Below are 19,792 nucleotides of genomic sequence, written 5' to 3' on the forward strand. Positions count from 1 at the left end.
TACCCTATTTTTTTTTGTTGGTTTTAGAACATTGAAATGGTCTTCCACTTATTTGGAAAGTCGACCCTTTTGAGTATTTCAGCTAATCTTTGCCAATTCATCTTACGCTTCCCACCCATTCTATTAAACCACCCATATATTGCTCGCCTAGTTTGGTGAATAAATGAACTTACTCGTCTTTGATTATCTGATATACCATGATAATTGATCCACCCCTTTGTAGCTCTAATGACTTGCAATAATATCTGTTCTTTGCCCCTCTCATTAAGGTGACTTCGTAGATATTCTCTTAGCCCTTTAAGCTTCTCGGTAAATCGATCTTTCCTTGTGGTATATTTTAATCTCCATATGTTACCAAACCTTGATTTACCCCAATAGCAAGTAAAGCCAAGAAAATTATAACTCTTGATCTTCTTACCTTGCTTAGCTAAGTCCTCAGCATGGTATCTACCGGACTGAATCATCTGCGATTTAGCTTCATTGATGTTCAAGCCATACTTGTTTAATCTTTTGGGCAAAACCTCATAAAACTTCCTCGCGTCTTCTTCATTCTCAAAGACGAACACCATATCGTCACAATACCTCACCATTCCAGTTTGCCCTCTTATGTTTTCCTTGCTGATTTTAGCAAACCAACAGTCAATAACATAATGTAGGAAGACATTTGCCAAAATTGGTGATGTTTTAGACCCTTGGCGGCATCCTTCCTTGTTAGTAACTGTAATGCCGTTTTCTATAATTGGTGTTTCCATCAGTTTCATAACTAGTCTTAGGAATCTTTTGTCAGATATTCTCTTTCTTAGGAATCCCATCAACTCAGAATGTTTGATTGAATTGAAGCACTTAGTTATATCAATTTCAACTACAGCTCCTTTATTGAAGTTATACGTAAGTCTATTCAACTCCTTAAGTGCATCATGGGCGTTTAATTTAGGTCGAAACCCGTAAGAACATTTTAAGAATATTGGCTCGAACACTGAGTTTAATATCTTGCTTACTGCCGACTCGATTATCTTGTCTTCAAAGCATGATATTACCAAAGGTCTTTTGCCTCCATCTTCTTTTGGAATCAATGTAATTCGTGCAGGTTTAGCTTGATATTGCCCCTTGCGAATTTTAGTAAGGAGCGAGAGCAAATTTGCTTCCAACTTCTTACCATAAACCGCTTTGGTTATACCATCTATTCCTACAGCTTTCTTGCTATCAAGTTCCTTATATTGTTCTTCTAACATCTTTAAATCAATAATATGTCCAAGATTATTAAACTTTATGTCTTGATTTTGTGATGATAGCAACTTTATACGCTCAAGTTTCGTTGACCATGTATTTCCGTCTATGCTGTGTACGGTCATTGTTTCCCTCTTACGTTCTTACCTTTCTGTCAGCCCTTCGCTCCACTCCCATTACGAAGCTTCATCACTACTACAACTGACTCAGCCATCCTTAACACCATCTCCAAAGCCTTATGTTTCGGCACTTGTACTTTGAATACTTACTTAACTCAGTAAGAGTTATAAGGACTTCTCAAGTTGTGTCATTAATCTCTACAAACTCGCTGACGCCTGAGACCCCGATGGTTGAAAACTTTCGGATTTTCGCTAGTTTGACCTCTAGTTTTCTCTTGTCTACTGCGTTGTGTAGCACATCGACTTCCACTACCAATATCATTTCAGGGCTATCACGTTCACCATTTGGTTTCGGCTCGGATGTTTCGCTGTCTACGCTTTACTACTGTCGTTACCTTCAGCAGCACAAGACTCGCTATATGGTGGAGCTAGCTACTCCTTCCATAACAGGACTTTCACCCGTAAGATTAATGCACCTTATCTTGACGCACACACAAATTAAATGATTGACTCGCCAAGGATGACAATTTATAACGTGGAAATTACAACTTTTTTGTTTATAGTCAATTAACCTGAATTAGTGCCGAATAAGCACCTATCATGCTGTCATTGCGAGACCACGCAAGTAGGTCGTGGCAATCCATTTTTGGTTACTCTTGTGGATTGCTTCGTCGACCTACGGCCTTCCTTGCAATGACGTAGTATTATTAGTCAGGTTAGCTATAAGAACCGTTTCAAGTATACATGTTTATTTGCTTATGTTGAATGTTGAGGTTAATTATGTTTAAGTGGGATCAATATCTGTTATATGTAATCAGGGAGACGTTGTATATGATTATCATGTTTCAAATGATACGATATCTAATTGAACACAATATACGTTAATTCGGGATAAGGATTAGTAAAAATGCTTTAGCTATAACTAATACAAGATTTTGGATATGTATAAATTGCATTTCTGTGAATTCATACATTAATTGCTCTTCGTAGTGTATATATGTCTGCTATTTTTACTAATCCTTATCCCGAATTAACGTAATATAGGTGTTTATGAAATCTTCTTTAGTAAGGATGCATTATGCTATAGCCTTCCATTACTATTTATTGGGTTTATTGGTTATACAATTAATTATCACTATAGGCATAAAAATAAAAAACTTTGACAACTATATTGGTAGCTTTATTTAGTAACCTAATCAATACCCAAAATCTTATGGATTTGTATAGAAAGGCGATAACCATACTTAAGTGCCAAATCAATAGCCAGTTGTTCATTCTCTTTATTTAGCAATGGGTTGTTTTGATCCATAGGCTGGATAAATACTGGTATATTATATTTACTTTGCCCAACTTCAGGTATGTTAGAATATTCTGGTATATTTTTAGCTACTAAGAATTTTATGGCATTAATGCGAGATAGTAAATCATTTCGCAATAGGGAATAACCATTTTTTGTAGCCCTATTTTTTCCAGCTTTGGGTGAGCAAACTATATGTACTTTATCTGGAATCTCACGATATAACGTGCCATTAGTTTCTATTTGCACTATATAATCCAAATCTATTAATTTATGACACAATAATTCTATAGGTTGACGAAAAGGCTCGCCACCAGTTATAACCACTAATTTAATAGACCTCTTCGGAAACTCTACTTTTGCTGGTAATTTGGACAATGATGCGGTACTCGAATCCTCACATACATTAGAGTACGCTGTGGTTCTGCGTTCCGCGTCTCCTTCAAATTCCTCAGCATAAGCGAGTTTCCGAAGAGGTCTAATATTAATCGTAAGTTTCTTGATTTCTTCGATAATATTATTAATAGTCAATATATTAAAATCTTCAAAATCAGTATCGCAAAAATTACAAGCTAGATTGCATCCACCAAGCCTAATAAAGACAGCAGGCATACCGACAAAAGGACCTTCTCCCTGAATAGTCTTAAAGATACTTTTAATCTCTAGGCTAGTCCCGTCATTAAATATTGCTGCCCTTTTGGGATTTTGTCCAAACATAAAATATAGTATAAAAGATTCATTGTGGAAGTAATATGCTGACAAACTTAGTTTTAGATAAGTCAACTATAGGTTTTACAAGAACATTTTCTGAATTTGCTTTGTTTACGTAACCAACTGTTATGCCATAAGGATAAATATTTCCATAACCAGAGGTTATAACTTTCTCGCCTTTTTGCACTAAGTGGTTTTTTGATAAATAGAGTATTTTACTACCGTTACCATAGCCACTCATTATACCTTTTTCTTTTGAAGAGGTTGTAGTGATCGGAATTCTAGAATTCACGTCATTAACTAAAATTATCTTAGAATAATTGTTGCTTACCTGTATTACTCGTCCAACTAATCCTTCACTGTTGGTAACTATTTGATCAATTGCCACACCATGTTTTGCCCCAGCTGACAGTAAAGCAGTTTTACTGAAGGGATTTAATGAGACGCTTAACAATTTAGCACTAACATAGCTATATTGCTCTTCTTCTATAACTGATAATAGTTGTTTTAGCTCTCTATTTTCAGATTGGATTAAATATATATCACTCTGCAAGCTTCTTAAGCTTGCCACCTCTAATTGTAATTCAATATTTTCTCTTGCTAAGTCCCGTAAATAAATAAAATTTTGGGTTATTAGGTTAATTTGTTTAAATACATTTTCATGAATTAGCAAGCCACTAAACATAACATGTCCAACGATTTCAAGAGACATAGAAGAGAGTCTTTTTGGAGTAGCAATAAATAAGTAAAGCGAAGCTATGGTAAAAAATAAAATCAAACCGCGTTTCGCGGTAACAAGTATAAATTTAGCTAACCCTGCTATTCTATTAGGATTCTTTATTCTATTTGCTAGTAATGCCATTTGTTAATCTTGTTTAAATAACACATGCTTTAATTTTTGAAAATCTTCCAATACTTTTCCTGTGCCAAGAGCTACGCATGATAAAGCCTGTTCAGCAACAATTACCGGTAATTTAGTTGCTTCTTTTAGAACATGATCTAGGTTTCGAAGTAATGCTCCACCACCAGTCATAACAATCCCCTTATCTACAATATCCGATGAAAGTTCAGGGGGGGTACATTCCAATGCTACTTTTACTGCGTCAACAATTTGGTTGACTGGTTCAATTAGACTATCAGCAATTTGTTTCTCGTTTAGTAGCATTTCTTTAGGGATGCCATGAATTAAATCCCGCCCTTTAATTTCCATTACTCTTGGCTCTAAACTATCATCTACATAAGCAGCCCCTATATGCTTTTTAATTTTTTCTGCTGTAGCTTCACCGATTAGCAAATTATAATGCCTTCTAATGTAAGAAATAATAGACTCATCCATTTTATCACCACCAACCCGCACTGATCTAGCATATACAATACCGCCTAATGATAGGACAGCTACTTCTGTTGTTCCACCGCCTACATCAACAATCATTGAACCAGTTGCTTCTGTTACTGGTAAGCCAGCACCGATTGCTGCTGCCATAGGTTCCTCTATAAGATACACATCTCTACCACCTGCACTCTCTGCTGCTTCTTGGATGGCTCTACGTTCAACGGGTGTAGAACCTGAGGGTACACAAATTATAATCATTGGACCAGTAAATGAGCGGCGACTATGTACTGTTCTGATAAAATGCTTTATCATCTCCTCAGCCCCCTTAAAATCAGCTATAACCCCATCTTTTAGTGGCCTCTTAGCTTCAATATCGGTTGGGGTACGTCCTAACATATTTTTTGCTTCATGACCAAATGCATATGGTTTAAATGCTCCATCCACTTTAATCAATGCAACTACAGATGGTTCGTTTAATACGATTCCCTTGCCTTTGACATACACTAAAGTATTAGCAGTACCAAGATCTATTGCCATATCACTTGCAAATCTACTGAAAAATTTTGTTAGCATTTTTATTTCTCCAAAGTCTTAAGTTCTAACCATCTTATATCAATTCTCAAGATTAAATACATTTGAATATATCAAATTTTCTTAGAATGCATAATAACAAAATTACTGAAAAATAATATACATATATTTGGTAATAAAATAGCTAAGAAAGGAGGAGTTGCATTATATGCAAGTATTTTAAACAACACCTCTAATAAAGAATAAATAATAAAACCTAAAAATAAACCAATTACTAAAATTTTTTCCTGAGAATTATCACGTTGCCTGAGGCTAAAAAAGCATGCTGCTAAAATTACGGTAGTAGCCATAATTATAGGTTTAAATAACTGTTTATAGAAATAAATTTGATAATTAGTTATGGGTAAGCCAAATTTTACTAATTGCTGAATTATATCTGGTAAATCCCAAATAGCAATCATTTCAGGGGTTATAAAACTATTTAGTAAGTTATTTATTGACAAATTTGTTGGAATGGTAAAATTCTCATATTGCTTGAAGTTATTAGCATCCGAAAGTTTTACAGAAGTTAATTCAAAATTATTATCGATTAAAATAGCATATTGAGCATCAATTCTTTTTAAGAAGCTATTTTCATCATCCAAGAATAATATAATAACCTTATTTAACTTATTATTCACTATATCAATAGACCCAGCCTGAACGATCCTTTTTTTGCCCTGATAATTCTCAAAAAATAATAGACCAGATTTTGATATTATAAGGTTAGTCGATGTATTTTTAAACAGCTTTGCTTTTAAAGATTCATATTTTTGTAGACCGAATGTACCAATAGGGTTGCATATAGTTATTAGTATTATACCAAGAATGATCGCGGCAAAAAATGGAACAGCAATAACCCGCCAAATATTGATACCATTGCATAAAATGGTTATTAATTCGTTATGTTTAGTTAATCTTCTTAGAAAAAGTAACATCGTAATAAAGCTGAGCAGAGAAGCCGCTTCATTAACCAAGTAAGGTATTTTATATAATACAAGTTTCCAAAAAGAATGCGTTGGGATATATACAGCTTTAGATTGCTGTAAAAGATCAAAGATATTTGAAAGAGTAAAAACCCCAATAAGCAGAACTAATATAACAATGAAATAGCTACAATATAGTCTGAACAGGTAAATTGAAAGTGTTTTAAAATTAATCATTTTAAAATAAACCTTTCACCTATTGATTTTTGGTGGGCCCGGCAGGACTTGAACCTGCGACAACACCGTTATGAGCGGTGGGTTCTAACCAACTGAACTACAGGCCCTTTTATGGTCAATTGATGAGAAGTTGGTGACATCGTCACTCATAGGTGTCAGTTTAAGAAAATAAAGTAGAAAAATCGTCTATTAGCGAGCCACCGTAGGTGGCGTGGCAATCCATTTCTAATCACTTTTTTGGATTGCTTCGTCGACCTTACGGTCTCCTCGCAATGACGGTTTTTCAATTATTGTTTTCTTAAACTGACGCTTATGCGTTGTCACTCACCTATTACTTATAGGCGTCGCTCCTAGCATCAACTTCTCCTGAATTGACTATATAACGATTATTAAGCTTTATATAATTATTAGCGTTCTAAGTCTAGTAAAATATTTCATAGTGTCAATAACATTCTAATGTCCAGTTTTTGTAACAAGGTAATTGTCTGTTTTATTACGAATCTTTTTCTAAATTAGACCTTTTGCCCAGTTCTACTTCTGTTGGTAATTTGGACAATGATGTGGTATAGTCAATTCAGGAGAATTAGGTATAGTGACGTTTTTAGGGCTGACATATGCAACAAAGTTTTAACAAAATACTAAAAGGCTATCAAATTTTTAGGAAAAAATATGCGGATGGTAATAAATCTGTCATGCACAGCCTATCCCGTGATGGTCAACAACCAAAGATTATGGTAGTTGCTTGTTGTGATTCACGAGTAGACCCAGCGTTAATATTACAGTGTGATCCAGGAGACTTATTTGTTGTTCGTAATGTGGCAAATATTGTTCCCCCTTATGAAAAAGATACATATCATCATGGTACGAGTGCTGCCTTAGAATTTGGAGTTTGTTTTTTAAGAGTCGAACACTTAATTATATTGGGACATAGTCAATGTGGAGGAATCCAGGAATTATTAACTAGTGATGATTCACAGCACAATGATTTCATAACCAACTGGGTTTCTCTAATAAAAACACCTAATTTTAGACAACATAATGCTGATGATTATACAAAATTAGCACTTAAACAATCATATCAAAATTGTATGATGTTTCCATGGATCAATGAACAAGTAAGCAGAAAAGAACTAATTATTCATCTATGGTTTTTTGATATAAAAACAGGGCAAATTTTTACTTATTCTGATAAACAACAGACATATCTACCCCTTGCTTAAGGTTATTCTACACAGAATATAGTGGTATTTTCTAATATTTAGCCTTATAAACTAGGCTCTTCACGATATCTTTCTTCTAATTTTTGCTTCATTTCTTCAGAAGTATAAAAATTCCTATCTGGATTTTTCATTCTGGCTAAAGCATCTTCAGCATCCTCTATATCTTGTAATTGTTCTTTAATGTAGCTTTAAATTGCTTTATGAACAATATAGCTTTTTGATCTTTCCATTGATTTAGCTATCAAAGATAAAGAGCTATTTAAATCATCTGGAATACGGGTAGTAATTGTCGTCATAATAATATTAATATATTGTTGAGTACATTATATTCTAATGTACTCATGTGTCGTTGTCAAGACTACTAGGAGGGTTGTCACCCCTACGAATGGTAAGGGTGACATTAGAACTTATAATATGAGAAGAAGCGGTTAGAAGTCCATACCGCCCATGCCACCGCCCATACCACCACGTGGCATAGCAGATTCATCTTTATCAGCTGGTTCATCAGTAATAAATGCTTCGGTAGTAATAATCAAAGAAGCAACTGATGCTGCATCTTGCAAAGCAGTACGTACGACCTTAGTTGGATCGATAATACCAGCTTTAATCATGTCAACATAAGTCATATCTTGAGCATTGAAGCCAAAGTTTTTATCTTTGCTATCAGTAAGTTTTCCAACTACAATAGCTCCATCCATACCAGCATTCTCTGCAATTTGTCTTACTGGAGCTTGCAAAGCCTTCTTAACGATATTAATACCAGCCTGTTGATCTTCATTAGCACTTTTTAGCGACTCTAAAGCTCTTGCCGCATAGAAAAGAGTAACACCGCCACCAGCAACAACGCCTTCTTCCACGGCAGCTCTAGTAGCATGCAAAGCATCTTCTACACGATCTTTTCTTTCTTTTACTTCAACTTCAGTAGCACCACCAACTTTTAAGACAGCTACGCCACCAGCAAGTTTAGCTAAACGCTCTTGTAATTTTTCTTTATCGTAATCTGAACTAGACTCATCAATTTGTGCTCGAATTTGAGAACAACGAGCCGCGATGTCTGCCTTACTACCAGCACCATCAATTATGACAGTATTTTCTTTGGAGATAGTAACTTTTTTAGCAGTACCTAGCATTTTGATATTAACATTTTCAAGCTTCATACCAAGATCTTCACTGATAAGCTGACCACCTGTTAAAATAGAGATATCTTCCATCATGAATTTTTTTCTATCGCCAAATCCAGGAGCTTTAACTGCAGCAACTTTTAACCCACCACGTAATTTATTCACTACCAGGGTAGCAAGTGCCTCTCCTTCTACATCTTCAGCAATTACTAATAAAGGACGTCCTGATTGCACTACGGCTTCAAGCACTGGTAACATTTGCTGTAAATTTGATAATTTCTTTTCAAATAATAAGATAAAAGGATTTTCCAATTCAGCTACCATTTTTTCGGAATTAGTAACAAAATATGGTGATAGATAACCTCTATCAAACATCATACCTTCAACTACATCTACTTCAAAACTAAAATTCTTAGCTTCTTCAACGGTAATTACCCCTTCTTTACCAACTTTTTCCATTGCTACGGCAATTTTTTCACCAATTTCTGTATCACCATTTGATGAAATAGTACCAACTTGAGCAATCTCCTCTTGGCTACTGATTTTTTTACTAGCTTTCTTAATTTCTTCAACTATTAAATTAACGGATGAATCTATACCACGTTTTATATCCATAGGATTAAAGCCAGCTGCTACCGCTTTGTTACCTTCCCTTGCTATTGCTTGAGTTAGAACAGTTGCGGTAGTTGTTCCATCACCAGCAACATCAGATGTTTTGCTTGCCACAGATTTTACTAATTGAGCTCCCAAATTTTGGGCTTTGTCTTTTAGTTCAATGGCTTTTGCCACTGTCACACCGTCTTTGGTTAATCTTGGTGATCCGAATGACTGTTCAATTGCAACATTTCTACCTTTTGGACCTAATGTTACTTTTACGGTATCAGCTAAAATATCAATACCTCTTAGCATTTGTTCACGTGCATTTGAGCCGTGTCTTATTAATTTTGTTGCCATATTATATTCTCCTTACAAATTAAATAATTCTTATAATAATTTAGATAAATTATTAACTAATTATGCCCATGACATCACTTTCTTTCATGATTATCAGATCTAAACCATCAACTTTAACTTCAGTACCAGCCCATTTGCCATATAGTACTTTATCGCCTACTTTAACTTCTAATGAGTGGATAGTACCATTTTCCCCTCTCACTCCTTTTCCTACAGCTATTACTTCCCCCTGCATAGGCTTTTCCTTAGCTGTATCAGGGATAAAGATTCCCCCGAGTGTTTTTTCTTCTTGTTGAATTGGTTTTACCGCAATTCTATCATGCAACGGTCTAAAAGACATTTTTACCTCCATAAAATTAATACTTACACATTGTGTATTCTATATATGCTTGGTTTTGTAACAGTTCAAGGGATAAAAGAAAAATTTTTAATTATTAATAAGTAATTTATGTAAATAACGAGTTCAAAGTATAGTTAATTAACCTGAATTAGTGTCAAATAAGCACCGGTCACCAGACCGACGACGCAATCCATTTCTATTCACTTTTTCTTGGATTGCCGCGTCGTCGCTTTTAGCGGCTCTTCGCAAGAGTGAAGAGTGGGGTTTAAAAAATTCTTCCCAACCCGTATATATATTATCGTTTCAACTACTTTATACATTCCTTCAAAAGTTGCTATATAACATTTATAGTGTTTTTTTGCCAAAATCCCCCAAACTTGACCTACAAAACAGTCTGTTTTTGACCGTTTTTCACGGGGAGGAAATATGACGGAATCGTTAATTTTTCCCGACGGTTTAGCTGAAAATTCCGATACTATCTTTTATAATATAGTCAGTAATTTCGTCCCACCTGAATGGCGAAACCTTACTAATAATTGTGGTAAGCAATTAAGTAAAACTTCTCGTCAACTTCTGTCTTTGATAGTTTCTCGCCTACAAATTTATCAAAAAGATAAACTATCAGAAGAATTACAAGAAGGCTATCATTTTTTCGAAAAAGAGCTAGGAGTTTGTCAAAAACGGGTTAAACAATGTCTAACAGAATTACAAACAAGTGGGTTCATTGATCACTCTTTAATTACTACGATCAAACATAACCTAAAATGTCGCAATATTTTATGTATCAGAATTCTTAAAAAATTTATAAGTTTTCGTAAAGCTAATGATAATTCTTATTACTCTGATTGTATAAATATTCAATATAGCCATAAAAATATTTCACTTCAACCGGAAAAAAATTACCACTCAACTGTAAAAAAATCAAAAAAAAACACATCTATATATATATCTATAATATCTAAATGCGGTAAAAAGGATTGTTTTTGTGGACAAAATTGTGGACAAAGTTTGCCAGACCTTGAATCAACTAAGGAGCCAAGCTTTAATTTGCCGCTTGAGATAACGATAAGCTCAGGTGGACAAAGTTCATCAGAGCTTAACCTGGATATTGCATGAAGGTGGTATTTATAAAAATAAAATGGCAATATCGCTTATAAGTGGTCATGGATATGTTAATTTTCACTTAAATTAACCTGAGTTTGACGTAAGCACCAAACAAAATGCTAAGCATTATGTAATAACATAAACAAACTGTTGGTGGTGAGCTATGGTAAAAATAAAACCTTCTTTCAAACTAGTGTGTTAGGAGAAAGAATATTTGAAAAGTAAGAAGGGAGGGATTATAAAGTTCTCGAATAATAACAACAAAATTGGAGAATATATTATGATCCCTCTTACGGAGATTTTCTGCTTAATTGATGATTTTTGCAAGCATTTTGATACGGAGCAAAATAAATATATATTACCAAATCCTAACCGTAAGCGTAAAGTAGTTTGCAGTATAGGACTATAGTACCCTACAATTTTGAGAAGATGAAGAAGAATGGTTGATTTAGAGTGGTGTGAAGTAGTATAAGGTAGGTATTTTTATAACAAAATGCATAATATAATACTTCAAGAATTGATTTTATATATAGACGGAAATAAATCAAGATTAAAATGTTTGGTTGGTATGGTAATTAGTTTGCTGACGGGCAGCTCAATTTATCAAAAAGGTTTAGCACTTGGTATTTTAGGTGATGCTAAAGCGACGTCAAAAACTCATAGAATTTATCGTTTTTTAAAAGATTTTAATTTTGATTATATGAAGGTTGGCTATTTGCTATTAAGCTTTTTTGCTTCAAAAAATTATGTCGTAGCAATGGATAGGACAAGTTGGAAATTTGGTAAATCCGATATTAATATTTTATTTTTAGTAATGGTAATTGGTAAAATATCGGTGCCAATATTCTGGAAGACTTTGTCGCATGGTGGCGGGTGTTCTGCAGAATTTATGAAGGAATTTTTACAGAAATTTATTAATAATTTTGGCGTTGAAAGAATAAAATATTTGCTTGCTGATAGAGAATTTATGAATAAAGAATGGTTAGACTTTCTGATAAATAACCATCTAAAGTTTGTTATTCCATTAAAAATGGATCATAAAATTCGTCTTACAAAAGGTTTAAGAACTTTAACCATTGAAAGAATATTTAGTGATGTTAAAGCCTTAGAGTATAGGGCTTGTAGTGGTATATTATGGAATAGAAAGGTTAATTTTACCGCATATAGAAATGATAAGAGCGAGCTGATGGTTCTGGTGTCTTCAATTGAAATAGAGCAAGATATTTTTGCTTTATATAAATTTCGTTGGAGTGTTGAACGACTATTTTTGCACCTAAAAAGCGGTGGTTTTGATATTGAAAAAAGTCACATTGTAAAATTGGATAGATTTGAAAAATTATTAGTGATAACTGCTATTGCTTCAGCTTTAATAGTCAAAAATGGAATAATACAAAATGCCTTAAATCCCATCCGAATAAAACGGTACAAAACCATTGAAAGACAATTGTTTTCATTATTTACCTATGGCTTTGATCATATCAAAAATGCTTTTTATCAATCTACAACAGCCATAACGCAGCTAATATCCACATTATTAATACCTCCCAAACAAAAACTTTTTTCTATCCTAATACCATCTTTACAAAAATTGTAGGGTACTTATATCTTTAAATTATGATATAAGTAATGGTAAGAGGGTGATTTGAGGGGTACTTGATTGAGATAATCGAGCATAGAATAAGTACCCTCTTACAAAGTTTGCTTTGAACAAATTGCAGAAGGTGTTGGAAGTAGCAGCCTTGCACAATAAGACGAAGGAGATTATATCATGAGTAAAATAATAGGTCTAGATGTAAGTAAACAATGGCTTGATATATGTGTATATAATACAAGCGATAAACCTAAATATCATCGTTTTGCCAATGATGCAGCTGGTCATGAAGAGGTGATTAAATTAGCAAAAGAGCAAGAGATTAAGCTAATAATATGTGAACCCACTGGAGGATACGAAGCTGAGATTTGTCAAAAGCTGTATAATAATAAGCAACAAATACATAAGGTCAATACATATAGTTTTAATTCTTTTAGTAAATCGGTAAATTTGTGCAAAACTGATAGGAAGGATGCATTTAAATTAGCATATTATGGTGATAAGATGCAGCTTTCAGCGAATTATATATATCAAGTTGAATCAGAGAATTTGAAGAGATATAAGCAAAGACGAGAAGATTTAGTATTAATGCTTAGCAATGAAAAGAAAAGACTACATCATAGTATTGATGGTATTGATAAAGATAGTATAGAAAAACACATTAAATTCTTACAAAATGAAATAGCTGAGCTTGATAAGAAGTTAAACAAAACAATAGATGAGTCAGAAGAGTTAAAAGAGAAGGTAAAAATATTAGAGACTGTACCTGGTATTGGTAAATGTTTGGCTACAAAACTAATTAGTTTTGTACCTGAATTAGGGGATAAAAATTATAGTAGTAATGAATTGTCAGCAATTGTGGGGATAGCTCCGTACGCCCGTGATAGTGGTAATAAGCAAGGACGAAGATTTATTAGGGGAGGCAGAAAAATACCACGGGATGCTTTATACATGGCGGTATTAACTGGCAAAAATGGTTTTCAATATTTAAAAACTTTATACAATAGGCTTGTTAATAATTTTAAACCTAAGAAAGTTGCGATAGTTGCTTGTATGCGTAAGCTACTTGAAGTTTGCCATAAACTTATTCAACAAAAACGTTGTTTTATTATTTAGATAAATATTTTTTTGAAAATTTAGATAAAAGATAATTGCTATGATAGTGGTCATGGCAATCCATTTTTGGTTACTTTTATGAATTGCTTCGCCGGCTTACACCACCTCGCAATGACTATTATCGATCAGCTTTCTACTCATCACAAGGAAATAACTCAATAACTAACCAGCTGAAGCTGGTAGGTTGAAGTTGCGACTAGAAGTCACGGATTTACTCTAAAGAGATATTCATTACATTATTAGGCTGATGTGCATCTGAATGATTGTTAATGTAGTTATTGATTATATCATCAGTGACATTACCACTGGTTGAGCTAAAGAAGCCCCTAGCCCAAAAGTGGCGTCCCCAGTAAGTTTTTCTAATTTCAGGAAATTCTTGCTGAATTTTATATGATGAACGTCCTTTAGCTGCTTTAACAAACTGACTAATGGATATATGAGGTGGAATTTCAGCCATAATATGGACATGATCGGCAGATAATATTCCATTGATGATTTTGATACCAAGATATTCTGCTACCTGAGCAATAATTTCTCTAATTCTAATCCTGAGGTTACCTGTGAGTACTTTGTATCGATACTTAGTAATCCAAACGATATGGAAGCGGTGGTAAAATACGGTGTGGCTAGACTTACTATAATCAGTCATATATATTATTCTCTATTCAGAGAATAATATATATGATAACATTAGTAAATTGAAATATTTTAGAACAAGGACTGAAGTCTTTTCCGGCTGAAGCCGGAGGTTTTAACCAAATTTTGGGACAATAAAAAATTGTATGATATATGGATATTGCCTGCGATAACTAATTAATGAAAACTCTTAGGATCAATGTCTATTTTCAAGTGACAAAAAGAGGGGATTTTGATTAAACTTAACCATATTTGCAAGAATTTCTGTAGATTAAATTTCCTATCTACTATGATTAAGATACGATAGCGAAATTTTCCTGCTAATTTAGACATTAAGGCACTAGATGGTCCAAGTATTCGTGCTGAACTTTTTGGAGCAATGGCAACTAAATTTCTGGATATTTCAAACACTTTATGTTCACTTTTTCCAGATAAAATTATCGATGCCATTTTGGTAAAAGGTGGCATATTTTCTGCTTGTCTTGTTTTAAGCTCATATTGCAAAAATTGATCTCCTCCATTTTTTATATAGCTAAATATAGCATTATCTGGATAATAACTTTGCATTAATACTACACCTTTTTTATCTTCTCTTCCTGCCCTACCTCCAACTTGATGAAGTAACTGATAGTTACGTTCACTTGATCGTAAATCTCCACTATTAACTGTTCCAAGATCAGCATCAATAACACCCACTAAGGTAAGATTGGGAAAATGATAACCTTTAGTAATCATCTGAGTACCAATTAAAATATCAATTTCCAAATGCTCCATTTTATATAGTAATTCTTGTATATCTTTAGATTTTTGAGAATGATCTTTACTAATTACAGCAATTTTACTATCAGGAAAAATACTCCTAGTTTCTTCTTCAATTCTCTCAATTCCAGGACCACAGATAGTTAAAGAATCTTTTTCTAAACAATCTGGACAAACAATATGAATCCTACTCTGATAACCACAATGGTGACATTCAAGTTTTTTACTAGATTTATGTACCACTAACCAAGCAGAACAAGAATTACAAGTAAAACGATAACCACAAAGTTTACACAACATTAACGGAGCATAACCTCTACGATTTAGAAATAATAATACTTGCTCTTTGCTTGCCAGCTTTTCACGAATTGACTCTATTAACTTTGTAGATAAATAAGAATTTTTTGGTAAATTCTCCTTCTTCATATCTATTATTTGAATTTCTGGTAAAGTTGCATCTTGGTAACGACTTGACAATTCAATTAATTGATATTTATCTGTATTTACATTATAAATTGTTTCAATAGATGGAGTAGCTGAGCATAATACTACTTTTGTTGCAGATAGGCTTCCTCGCAATATTGCTACGTCACGAGCATTATATAATATACCATCATCTTGCTTATAAGAACTATCATGCTCTTCATCAATAATAATTAATCCAAGACTAGGATACGGTAGAAATAAACTACTTCTAGCACCAATTATGACTTTAATTTCATTGTTCAGCAAACCTCTTAAAATCATCTTTTTCTGAGCTTTAGTAACTGCCGAATTCCATATTATCGGATTAAATCCAAATCTTTTTATAAAACGATTTATAATTTGTTGACTTAAAGCAATTTCTGGTAACATTATCAATATTTGCTTACCTTGTCTCAAATATTTAGCTAATAAATGAAAATAAACTTCTGTTTTACCTGATCCGGTTACTCCCTTAATAATTGATGGTTTATCTGATTGACTTAATAGAGAAAGTGCCTTTTGTTGATCTATTGAGAGGGGTGGTAAAATAAAATCTTTATTTAATTCTTGATGTTTTACTTTTATAGGTTTCTCAGCAATATCAATTGGTAAAACCAACTTTGCAATTGAACCAAGCTCTACCATGTAATAATTAGCAGCCCACTTAATTAGCGATAATATCTCTTGATTAAGTTTAAATTCAATTGGTACTTTCTGTTTAACAGATTTGATTTTGTTATATTTCTCTGAAACTTCAATATCTAACTGCCAGACTATACCAGTTAGTTCCTTATTTCTAAAAGGGACTATTACTAAATCCCCTATAGCTAATTCTAATTCATTTGGAATTGAATAATCCAATGGAAAAAGATTAGCCAATGGCAATAATATTTTAGCAATTTGCATTAAAATTCATTTTTATACTATTTTATCATACTTAATTATATACTAAAATGATTTGAATAAATGTCATTGCGAGGAGACCTTATGTCGACGAAGCAATCCAGAAAAGTGATTAGAAATGGATTGCCACGCCACCTAAGGTGGCTCGCAATGACGACTTTTCTACTTTATCTTCTTAAACTAATTCTTATGCACCTTCTCGCAATGACGTCTTGTACTTATAGCTTTTTTTCCGTGAACGCTCGCCTTTTTACGGAGCCAATTCTTTAAATCACTTTAGTATACATTATTTTTTCAATGCACTAATAGGTAATTGCATAAAATTAATCAAATGGTTTAACAATAACCATAATAACCGCTATGATCATCAATAATGCCGGCACTTCATTGACCATACGATAAAATTTCTCAGAATGATTATTTTTTCCATCAACAAAATTCTTTCGCCATCTAGATAATAAACCGTGAAAAATAGTTATGCATAAAACTGCTGTCATTTTTATATAAAACCATGTTCCTAAAGCTACTAACCCATATATATAACTATTGATTATACCTAAAGTATAGGTACTTATCATAGCAGGATTCATAATTATTCTGAGCAACTTACTTTCCATTAACTGAAATGTTTTATCAGATTCACTCCCTACCGCAACTCTAGAATGATATACATATAATCTTGGCAAGTATAATAAACCCACCATCCAAGAAATTGCCGATATAAGATGGAATGCTTTAAACCATAAATAATAACTAGCCATTAATATTATCTCCTGTTACTTAAATTTTTAAATTCATAGTCAATTAACCTAATTTAGTGCCAAATAAGCACCCATCGTGCTGTCTATTAGCTAGGAGGCATAAGCCTCCGAAGCAATCCATTTTAATCGTTTTTTTTGGATTGCTTTGTCGCCACTAAAGTGGCTTTTCGCAATGACGCTGAAGCTAAATACTAATCTGATTTATAACGCCACTAAATTCTCCTGAATTGACTATACAAGGACACATAGTAAAATTACCAGGACATATTTTCTTGTTAATTGAACTACATATTAAGTTTTTCGTTTCTTCTCCACAATCAATTAAATTTGATATCATCTTAGTTAAACTATTAATAAATAATTCATTTACCCCCATAGTGGGAGTTCTAATATATTCTATCCCATATTTGTCAGCTATTTTTCTATATTCAATATCTAATTCTACTAATGTTTCAACATGCTCTGATACAAATGCTATTGGAACTATTATAAGAGGTTTATTTTCTTTACCAGCTATTTCAATTTCATCCTCTGTGTTAGGTTTTAACCATTCCACCGGACCAACATGGCTTTGATAAGTTATTTTATAATCTAAATTATCTATGTTAAGATTAGACACTATATTTTCTACAGTTTTTTCAATTTGCCATTGATAAGGATCACCTGCTTTTATTATTTTTGTAGGCAGTCCATGAGCTGAAAATAATATACGAAAAATACCTTTGTTTTTCAACTTTTTTAACGATTTTTTTATTAACAGTAAGTGAGATTTAATAAATTGATCATCAATGGGATAACAACAAATAGTTTTAATTGGTATATCTAAATTTGAATATATATTTTTTTGGAAAGAAGATACAAAATCTTTAATCGAAGACCCAGTAGTAGTACTAGAAAAATGTGGGTATAATGGTAATAATATTATTTCTGAAGGATTATATTCATTTATTCTTCTTACGGCTTCTTCAGAATTAGGGAAAAAATGACGCATTGCTATAAAAACTCTAAAATCATCATTTATAGTATTTTTTAACTTTTCTATAATGGCACCTTTCTGAGATTCTGTTTCCTGTAAAATAGGTGACTTATTACCTATTAGAGAGTATATTTTTTGAGATTTTTTATTTCTGGTAATTGATATTATTTTAGCAATAATAAATCTTAGAGGATTTGGTAGATTAATAATCGCTCTGTCATAAAATAAATTAAATAAGAACTGCCTAACTGAGCTTAAACTCTCTGGTCCACCAAGATTAAAAAGTACAATAGCTATTTTTTTTTGAGAGATTTTAATATCTAAATTTTCTGACATAATTAACTAAAAATTCAACATTTTCAACTGGTGTATTTGGTAATATACCATGTCCAAGATTAAATATAAAGTTCTTTCTTTTAAAATTTAAAATTATTTTACTAACTTTTTCCTCAATAATCTCTTGATTAGTAAGTAATATAAAAGGATCCAGATTACCTTGTACAATAATTTTTTCGCTCCATAATTTCATAGAACTAACCGGTACAAATTGATCCACCCCAATAACATCTACGCCAGTATTATTAATATATTTTTCATATAAAAGTCCAGAACCTCTTGGAAAACCTATAATAGGTAAGTAAGGAAATTGTTTTTTTAAAGCTATTACTATTTTTTTTGTTGATTGTATAACAAACTGGTCATATTCTGTTTCTTCTAATATCCCTGCCCATGAATCGAATAATTGCACTAAGTCCGCTCCAGCTCTTACTTGTCCTATTAAGTGGATAATAGTCTTCTCAGTTATAAAGTCTAGAAGTTCTTGTGCTAAATTATTATTTTCATAAATAAATCTTTTACTTGTTTCAAAACTTTGCTTACCTTTTCCTTCAAGCATATAAGTCATTACCGTCCATGGACTACCGGCAAAGCCTATTAGTACAGTATTAGTTGGCAAATTTGCTTTAATTTTATTTATTATCTCATAAACTACATTTAATTTTTCACTAGAATTTTCTTTAAGATATTTAAAATCTTCTTTTGATTGAAATTTACGTAATATTGGTCCTATATTTTCTTCAAATTTAACATCCCAGCCTAGTGCATCAGGTAAAACAAGAATATCAGAAAAAACTATAGCCGCATCAAAATTATATCTTCTTATTGGTTGTAAGGTAACTTCTACAGCCTTATTAACATCATAACATAAATTTAGGAAACCACTAACAGTTTTTCTTATTTTTTGGTATTCAGGTAAATATCTACCAGCCTGACGCATTAGCCAAATTGGAGTATAATTATTATTTTTCTTAAAAGTTTGTAATATCTGGTTCATAAATATAGTCCATATTAATCTATATAGTTATATAGTATTTTTTTAGTTGTTGTAGAGATTGTTTATATGTAGATATATTATATATACACGTAG

16 protein-coding genes, 1 tRNA gene and 1 pseudogene are annotated in these 19,792 nt (G+C 32.7%); 5 read left to right on the forward strand and 13 right to left on the reverse strand.

Annotation, left to right across the window (positions count from 1 at the left end; genetic code table 11):
• Positions 1-23 precede the first annotated feature (23 nt).
• The 6 genes from NBW66_RS14255 to NBW66_RS14280 all read right to left on the reverse strand — a co-directional run bounded on the left by NBW66_RS14255 (position 24) and on the right by NBW66_RS14280 (position 6,527).
• Positions 24-1,352, reverse strand: coding sequence for a reverse transcriptase domain-containing protein (locus tag NBW66_RS14255; RefSeq protein WP_250310618.1), 1,329 nt, complete (start codon positions 1,350-1,352; stop codon positions 24-26).
• A gap of 1,186 nt (positions 1,353-2,538) precedes the next feature.
• The gene (locus tag NBW66_RS14260) at positions 2,539-3,360 is read right to left on the reverse strand and encodes a palindromic element RPE1 domain-containing protein (protein ID WP_250311354.1); all 822 of its coding nucleotides are present in this window, start codon (positions 3,358-3,360) and stop codon (positions 2,539-2,541) included.
• A 19-nt stretch (positions 3,361-3,379) separates the two neighbouring features.
• The gene (gene mreC / locus NBW66_RS14265) at positions 3,380-4,216 is read right to left on the reverse strand and encodes a rod shape-determining protein MreC (protein ID WP_250311355.1); all 837 of its coding nucleotides are present in this window, start codon (positions 4,214-4,216) and stop codon (positions 3,380-3,382) included.
• A gap of 3 nt (positions 4,217-4,219) precedes the next feature.
• Entirely contained in the window at positions 4,220-5,260 is a 1,041-nt protein-coding gene (locus NBW66_RS14270) for a rod shape-determining protein (RefSeq protein ID WP_250311356.1), read from the reverse strand.
• Positions 5,261-5,331: 71 nt separating this feature from the next.
• Entirely contained in the window at positions 5,332-6,420 is a 1,089-nt protein-coding gene (locus NBW66_RS14275) for an LptF/LptG family permease (RefSeq protein WP_250311357.1), read from the reverse strand.
• A 30-nt stretch (positions 6,421-6,450) separates the two neighbouring features.
• Positions 6,451-6,527 (reverse strand) — tRNA-Ile (locus tag NBW66_RS14280).
• Between the two features lie 507 nt (positions 6,528-7,034).
• On the opposite strand from NBW66_RS14280, the gene NBW66_RS14285 reads away from it, so the two are divergent.
• Entirely contained in the window at positions 7,035-7,640 is a 606-nt protein-coding gene (locus NBW66_RS14285) for a carbonic anhydrase (protein WP_250311358.1), read from the forward strand.
• Positions 7,641-8,068: 428 nt separating this feature from the next.
• Here NBW66_RS14285 and groL read toward each other — a convergent pair whose 3' ends face one another.
• Positions 8,069-9,715, reverse strand: a complete 1,647-nt coding sequence (gene groL / locus NBW66_RS14290) for a chaperonin GroEL (RefSeq protein ID WP_250311359.1) — start codon at positions 9,713-9,715, stop codon at positions 8,069-8,071.
• 52 nt (positions 9,716-9,767) lie between these two features.
• Positions 9,768-10,055: a co-chaperone GroES gene (locus NBW66_RS14295; protein ID WP_250312214.1), complete on the reverse strand. Its 288-nt coding sequence runs from the start codon at positions 10,053-10,055 to the stop codon at positions 9,768-9,770.
• Between the two features lie 426 nt (positions 10,056-10,481).
• Here NBW66_RS14295 and NBW66_RS14300 point away from each other — a divergent pair, with 426 nt between their 5' ends.
• The 4 genes and pseudogenes from NBW66_RS14300 to NBW66_RS14310 all read left to right on the forward strand — a co-directional run bounded on the left by NBW66_RS14300 (position 10,482) and on the right by NBW66_RS14310 (position 13,866).
• Complete coding sequence (locus NBW66_RS14300) at positions 10,482-11,171, forward strand: hypothetical protein (RefSeq protein ID WP_250311360.1); 690 nt, start codon at positions 10,482-10,484, stop codon at positions 11,169-11,171.
• Between the two features lie 268 nt (positions 11,172-11,439).
• A pseudogene (locus tag NBW66_RS14755) lies at positions 11,440-11,565 on the forward strand (IS982 family transposase); the annotation flags it as partial.
• An 87-nt stretch (positions 11,566-11,652) separates the two neighbouring features.
• A complete protein-coding gene (locus tag NBW66_RS14305) occupies positions 11,653-12,753 on the forward strand; it encodes a transposase (protein WP_250310546.1) in 1,101 nt (366 codons plus the stop codon).
• A 174-nt stretch (positions 12,754-12,927) separates the two neighbouring features.
• On the forward strand, positions 12,928-13,866 hold the full coding sequence (locus tag NBW66_RS14310; protein WP_250310767.1) for an IS110 family RNA-guided transposase: 939 nt from the start codon (positions 12,928-12,930) through the stop codon (positions 13,864-13,866).
• A 211-nt stretch (positions 13,867-14,077) separates the two neighbouring features.
• Here the strand turns inward: NBW66_RS14310 and tnpA are convergent, their stop codons facing one another.
• From tnpA to hemE, 5 genes are all read right to left on the reverse strand, one after another.
• The gene (gene tnpA / locus NBW66_RS14315) at positions 14,078-14,515 is read right to left on the reverse strand and encodes an IS200/IS605 family transposase (RefSeq protein WP_250310592.1); all 438 of its coding nucleotides are present in this window, start codon (positions 14,513-14,515) and stop codon (positions 14,078-14,080) included.
• A 164-nt stretch (positions 14,516-14,679) separates the two neighbouring features.
• A complete protein-coding gene (locus NBW66_RS14320; RefSeq protein ID WP_250311361.1) occupies positions 14,680-16,632 on the reverse strand; it encodes a primosomal protein N' in 1,953 nt (650 codons plus the stop codon).
• Between the two features lie 320 nt (positions 16,633-16,952).
• On the reverse strand, positions 16,953-17,390 hold the full coding sequence (gene hemJ, locus NBW66_RS14325) for a protoporphyrinogen oxidase HemJ (protein WP_250311362.1): 438 nt from the start codon (positions 17,388-17,390) through the stop codon (positions 16,953-16,955).
• A gap of 184 nt (positions 17,391-17,574) precedes the next feature.
• Complete coding sequence (gene hemH / locus NBW66_RS14330) at positions 17,575-18,702, reverse strand: ferrochelatase (protein ID WP_250311363.1); 1,128 nt, start codon at positions 18,700-18,702, stop codon at positions 17,575-17,577.
• On the reverse strand, positions 18,680-19,699 hold the full coding sequence (hemE, locus tag NBW66_RS14335) for a uroporphyrinogen decarboxylase (RefSeq protein WP_250311364.1): 1,020 nt from the start codon (positions 19,697-19,699) through the stop codon (positions 18,680-18,682). Before hemE ends, hemH begins: the two co-directional genes overlap by 23 nt.
• Positions 19,700-19,792 lie beyond the last annotated feature (93 nt).

Origin of the sequence: Rickettsia endosymbiont of Oedothorax gibbosus (assembly GCF_936269705.1) — a bacterium.
Classification (GTDB): domain Bacteria; phylum Pseudomonadota; class Alphaproteobacteria; order Rickettsiales; family Rickettsiaceae; genus Tisiphia.